Annotated in this window: 1 protein-coding gene; it reads right to left on the bottom strand. The window is 42.4% G+C overall.

Going from position 1 to position 269, the window contains the following annotated elements; all coding sequences use genetic code 11:
• Positions 1-269, bottom strand: a 269-nt coding sequence (locus tag AC6UDE_RS06990; RefSeq protein WP_500697032.1) for a hypothetical protein, incomplete at both ends; no start/stop codon positions are given.

Raw genomic sequence — 269 nt, 5'->3', positions numbered from 1 at the left:
CTGGAATTTCGCTTCCATAGTTCAACATCAGTGAGTTATCAGAATTAAGGGTATTAATAAAGTGTTTCTGGTTATCCCGAGAAACTTCCTTTACCGATTCAACGTGGTAAGTTTCAATGTTTTTGACCAATTCCCCCGTCAAACTGGTGGTTTCACTCGTGAGTAATCCCTGCTTGCCACTCTTGGCGGTTCTGATGATCTCAGTTGGAGAATAGATGTCGTAGCGATTTTTAGAAGAGACCTCACTTTTAAGCGTGGCCGACTTATCC

Source organism: Fructilactobacillus sp. X2R5C3, from assembly GCF_059901325.1.
The sequence above is the reverse complement of the archived record's forward strand: the minus strand, read 5'-3'. Positions and strand labels throughout refer to the sequence as shown.